Source organism: Actinacidiphila paucisporea (assembly GCF_900142575.1).
GTDB lineage: Bacteria > Actinomycetota > Actinomycetes > Streptomycetales > Streptomycetaceae > Actinacidiphila > Actinacidiphila paucisporea.
This window is the reverse complement of the sequence record NZ_FRBI01000067.1, coordinates 1-5,461: the sequence shown is the minus strand read 5'-3', so window position 1 is coordinate 5,461 and position 5,461 is coordinate 1. Positions and strand designations below refer to the sequence as shown.

The 5,461-nt window shown below is 74.3% G+C and carries 2 protein-coding genes; both read right to left on the bottom strand.

The features are described from left to right. A partial coding sequence (locus BUE44_RS36970; RefSeq protein ID WP_073503128.1) for a type I polyketide synthase occupies positions 1 to 2,333 on the bottom strand: 2,333 nt, incomplete at its 3' end. Next, the coding region (locus BUE44_RS36965; protein WP_143172680.1) for a type I polyketide synthase at positions 2,330 to 5,461 on the bottom strand (3,132 nt) is incomplete at its 5' end. The genes BUE44_RS36970 and BUE44_RS36965, both read right to left, overlap by 4 nt.

Sequence of the window (5,461 nt, the reverse complement as noted above, 5' to 3'; positions counted from 1 at the left end):
TGCGGTTTCACGTCCGCCAGGAGGTGCGCGAGGTCGGTCTCGATGGCTTCGACGTGGGAGGTGTGGGAGGCGTAGTCGACGGGGACGCGGCGGACGCGTATGCCTTCGGCTTCGTAGGCGGCGACGAGGGTGTTCAGGGCGGTGGGGTCGCCGGCGACGACGACTGAGGTGGGGCCGTTGACGGCCGCTAGTTCGATTCCGTTGCCGAGGCGTTCTTGGACGGCTTCGACAGGGACTGCGAGGGAGACCATGCCGCCGTGGCCTGCGAGGCCGCGGGCGATGGCTTGGGAGCGTAGGGCGACCACGGCTGCGGCGTCTTGGAGGGTGAGTGCGCCGGCGATGTGTGCGGCGGCGATCTCGCCCTGTGAGTGGCCGACCACGGCCTCGGGTGTGACGCCGAGCGACTGCCATACCCGGGCGAGGGAGACCATCACCGCGAAGGACACCGGTTGGACGACGTCGACCCGGTCCAGCGACGGCACACCGTCCCGGACGGCGTCGAGCAACGACCAGTCGATGTGCGGGGCCAGCGCCTCGGCCACCTCCGCCAAACTGTCGGCGAACACCGTTGATGTGGCGAGGAGTTCACGCCCCATCCCCGCCCACTGCGTTCCCTGGCCGGGAAAGACGAAGACCGTGTCCCCGTCGACGTCGGCCGTCCCGGTGACGACTCCGGGTGCGGGCTCCGCACGGCTCAGCGCGGCGAGCCCGATACGCAGCCGGTCCCGTCCGTCCGCGATGACGACCGCCCGGTGCGCCAGCCCCGCCCTGCCGGTGGCGAGCACCCGGCCCGCTCCGCCGATGTCGCTCCCCGCCCGTCCGGCGAAGTCGTGCAACCGTCCTGCCTGCGCGCGCAACGCGCCCGCCGATGCGGCGGACAGCGCCCACGGCACGGCCGCCCCCTCCCGCCCGCTGTCCGGCGCCCGCGACGGGTCCGCGTCGCCTTCTTCCAGCACGACGTGTGCATTGGTGCCGCTCACCCCGAAGGCCGAGACGGCGGCCCGGCGTGGGCCCCCGGTCTCCGGCCACCTCCGAGCCTCTGCCAGCAGCCGTACCGCCCCCGCCGACCAGTCGACGTGCGTCGACGGCTCGTCCACATGGAGGGTGCGCGGCAGCAGACCGTGCCGCATCGCCTGCACCATCTTGATGATGCCCGCGACACCGGCCGCCGACTGCGTGTGGCCGATGTTCGACTTCAACGAACCGAGCCACAGCGGCTGTTCTGTCGACCGTCCGGCACCGTAGGTCGCGAGCAGTGCCTGCGCCTCGATCGGGTCGCCCAGGGTCGTCCCCGTGCCGTGGCCCTCGACCGCGTCGATGTCCGCCGGTGCGAGGCGGGCGTTGGCGAGGGCTCGGCGGATGACGCGCTGCTGGGCGGGGCCGTTGGGGGCGGTGAGGCCGTTGGAGGCGCCGTCCTGGTTGACCGCCGAGCCCCGGACGACGGCCAGCACGTCATGGCCGAGCCGGCGTGCGTCGGAGAGACGTTCGAGCAGCAGGACGGCCACGCCCTCGGCCCAGCCCGTGCCGTCCGCCGCCTCCGCGAACGCCTTGCAGCGCCCGTCGGGCGCGAGGCCGCGCTGCCGGGAGAACTCCACGAAGGGCGACGGCCGCGCCATCACCGCGACCCCGCCGGCGAAGGCCAGTCCGCACTCCCCGCCGCGCAGCGCCTGCGCCGCCAGGTGCACGGCGACCAGCGACGACGAGCACGCCGTGTCGACGGTGACGGCCGGGCCTTCCAGGCCGAGCGCGTACGAGACCCGGCCGGACGCCACGGAGCCGGAGTTGCCGGTGGCGAGAAAACCCTCAAGTCCTTCGGGTACCTCCCGCAGGGCCGTGGCGTAGTCGTGGTACATCACGCCGGAGAAGACGCCGGTGCTGCTGCCGCGCAGCGAGTGGGGGTCGAGGCCCGCGCGCTCGGCCGCCTCCCAGGAGACCTCCAGCAGCAGCCGCTGCTGCGGGTCCATCGCCAGCGCCTCACGCGGCGAGATGCCGAAGAAGGCGGCGTCGAAGTCGCCGGCGCCAGCGAGGAATCCGCCCTCGCTGACGTACGAGGTCCCGGGCCGGTCCGGGTCCTGGTCGAACAGCGCGCCCAGGTCCCAGCCACGGTCGCTGGGGAACGGCCCGACGCCGTCCCGGCCTTCGGCGACCAGCCGCCACAGGTCGTCCGGTGAGGCGACTCCGCCGGGCAGCCGGCAGGCCATGCCGATGATCGCGATCGGCTCGGTGGCCGCCGCCGTCAGGCGGCTGTTCTCGCGGGACAGCTGCTCGTTGTCGGTCAGCGCCTTCCGCAGCGCCTCGACGAGCCGATCGCCCGGTTCCGTGGTCGTGGTCATATCTGCCGCCCCCCGAGGGCTCGTTCGACGAGTGCGTCGACGTCCATGTCCGCGATGGCGGCCGCGGCGTCGGACGCGTGTTCCGGACCCTGATTCGGCGCCGGCGCCGGCGCCTGCTCTGCCGCAGCAGGCGGCAGCAGTTCGGCCAGCAGGTGGCGGGCGAGCGCGGCAGGTGTCGGATGGTCGAAGGCGAGCGTGGCCGGCAGCCGGGTCGCCGTGGCCCTGGCGAGGCGGTTGCGCAGCTCGACCGAGGCGAGCGAGTCGAAGCCGATCTCCTTGAACGCCTGCCCGGCGCCGATCGCGTCCTTCGACGTGTGCCCGAGGACCGCCGCGGCGGCGACGCGTACGAGGTCGATCAGTTCCTTCGTCCGCTCGCGCTCCGTCAGCCGCCCGATCCGCGCCGCCAGCGTTTCCCGCTGCTCCGCCGTCGCGGTCGCCGCCGCTCGGCGCGGCGGGCGTACGAGCCCGTGCAGCATCGGGCTCAGGTCACCCGCGGCTGCCTGGGCCCGTAGCGCCGCGTAGTCCAACTTCGCTGGGACCAGCAGCGCTTCGTCCGCCTCCAGTGCCGCGTCGAAGAGCGCCAGGCCCTCTCGCGTGGACAACCCCAGCAGGCCGCCTCTGGCCAACCGGGCCAGCCCCGCGTCACCGAGGTGGCCGGTCATCCCGCTGGCCTGCGACCACAGGCCCCACGCGAGCGACACCGCGGGCAGGCCCTGGGCGCGCCGGAGTTGGGCCAACCCGTCCAGGAAGCCGTTGGCCGCTGCGTAGTTTGCCTGCCCGGCGTTGCCCAGCACGCCGGCGCCCGACGAGAACAGCACGAACGCCGCCAGATCCAGCTCGCGGGTCAGCTCGTGCAGATGCCAGGCCGCGTCGACCTTGGGCCGATAGACCGCTTCCAGCCAGGCGGGGTCGAGCACGGTCAGCACCCCGTCGTCCAGGACCCCGGCCGCGTGCACCACGGCGGTCAGCGGGTGAGCCGCCGGGATGCGGTCGATGATGGCGGCCAGCGCGTCCCGGTCTGCCGCGTCGGCCGCGACGGCTTCGGCGGTCGCACCCGCCGCGGCCAGCTCGGTGAGCAGCTCCGGCGCGCCCTCGGCCGTCGGGCCGCGCCTGCTGACCAGTAGCAGGTTCCGCACTCCGTGCGCCGCGACGAGATGGCGGGCCACCAGGCCGCCGAGGGTGCCCGTACCGCCGGTGATCAGCACGGTTCCGTCCGGGTCGAGCGGCCTCCCGGTGCGCACCGGCCCCCGTTCCGCACGCGTGGCGGCCGACCCTGGCGGGCTCGCGGCCGCCGCGGCCAGCCGGGGGACGGTGACCCGGCCGGCGATGACGGCTGCCTGCGGGGCGCCGGAGGCGAGGACCGACGGCAGCAGGCGGCGGGCGTCGGCGGCCGAGTCGGTGGCGACCAGGACGACCCGCCCCGGCTGTTCGAGCTGGAGTGAGCGCGTGAGTCCCCACACCGCCCCGGCGGCGGGCGCTTCACCCGGAGGGGCGGTGAGAAGGGCCAGCGGGATGTCGTTGTACGCCGGGTCGGAGAAGCGGGAATGGAGGAAGTCCACTGCGTCGACGATGAGTTGCCGCGCCGCGGCGGGGTCGTGCGACGGGCGGCCGGTCAGGTCGAGCACCGCCTCAGGCGGGACCTGGCCGGGGGAGTCCGGCAGGGCGAGCGGGGTGGACCAGTCGAGCCGGTGCAGATGGTCGCCCGCCGTGGTGCCGAGCGCGGCCAGCCGATCGGCCGGGACCGGCCGCAGGGAGAGCGACCCGATACGCGCGACCGGGGCGCCGGCCGTGTCGGTGAGGGTGAGCGAGAAGGATGCCGGGCCTGTCTTCGTGGCGTGCACGCGGACCGCCGTGGCACCGGTGGCGAGCAGAGCGACGTCACTCCAGGCGAAGGGCAGGAGGAGTTCCCCGGTGGCGGGCTCGGCGATCCCGAGGAAGTGCGTGGCCTGGAGGGCCGCGTCCAGCAGCGCCGGGTGCAGCCCGAAGCCGTCGCCCCCCGAGCCCAGCCCCTCGGGCAGGGCGACGTCCGCGTAGACGTCCGCCCCGCGCCGCCACACCGCCCGCAGACCGCGGAAGGCCGGGCCGTACGCGAAGCCCCCTGCCGCCAGCCGCTCGTGGAATCCGTCGAGCACCACCGTCTCGCCGCCCCGGGGCGGCCACACACCGGGGTCCACCTGGTCGGGCTCGGCAGTCGGCTGCGCGATCAGCCCCTCCGCATGACGGGTCCAGGTCGCGCCGCCCTCGGGCCGTGAGTGGACCGTGACGGGGCGGCGGCCGGTGGCGTCGTCCGGCGCGCCGACGGTCGCCCGCAACTGCACCGCGCCCTGCGCGGGCAGCGCGAGCGGCGCCTCGACGACCAGCTCCTCCAGACCGCCGAGCCCGGCCTCCTCTGCCGCTCGCAGGGCAATTTCCAGCAACCCTGCGCCGGGCACGAGGACCGTCCCCGCCACCGCGTGATCCGCCAGCCACGCGTGGTCCTCCAGGGCGATCCGTCCGGTGAGGGTGACGGACCCGTCCGGCAACCCGACAACGGCGCCGAGCAGCGGGTGCCCGGCGGGTTCGATCCCGGTCCCGCGGACGTCCGCGGTGGGGCGGACCGGTTCGAGCCAGTAGCGCTCGTGCTGGAAGGCGTACGTGGGCAGGTCCGCGCGGAGCGGGCGCGGTGAGCCGAACAGCGGCGCCCAGTCGACGGTGATGCCGCGTACGTACAGCTCGGCGGCGGACAGCAGGAGCCGGTCCAGGCCGCCGTCGTCGCGGCGGAGGGTGCCGGTGACCACGGTGGGGGCCTGCGTGTGCTCGTCGAGCACTTCCGCCACGCTGTGGGCGAGGACGGGGTGGGGGCTGATCTCGATGAAGGCGCGGTAGCCGTCGGCGGCGAGGGCGGTGGTGGCGTCGGCGAAGCGGACGGTGTGGCGGAGGTTGCGGTACCAGTAGCCGGCGTCGAGTTCGGTGCCGTCGAGCCAGCGGTTTTCGAGGGTGGAGTAGATGGGGATGTGGGCGGGCTGGGGTTTGATGCCTGCGAGGGCGTCGGCGAGTTGGTCTTCGATGGCTTCGACGTGGGAGGTGTGGGAGGCGTAGTCGACGGGGACGCGGCGGACTCGTATGCCTTCGGCTTCGTAGGCGGCGAC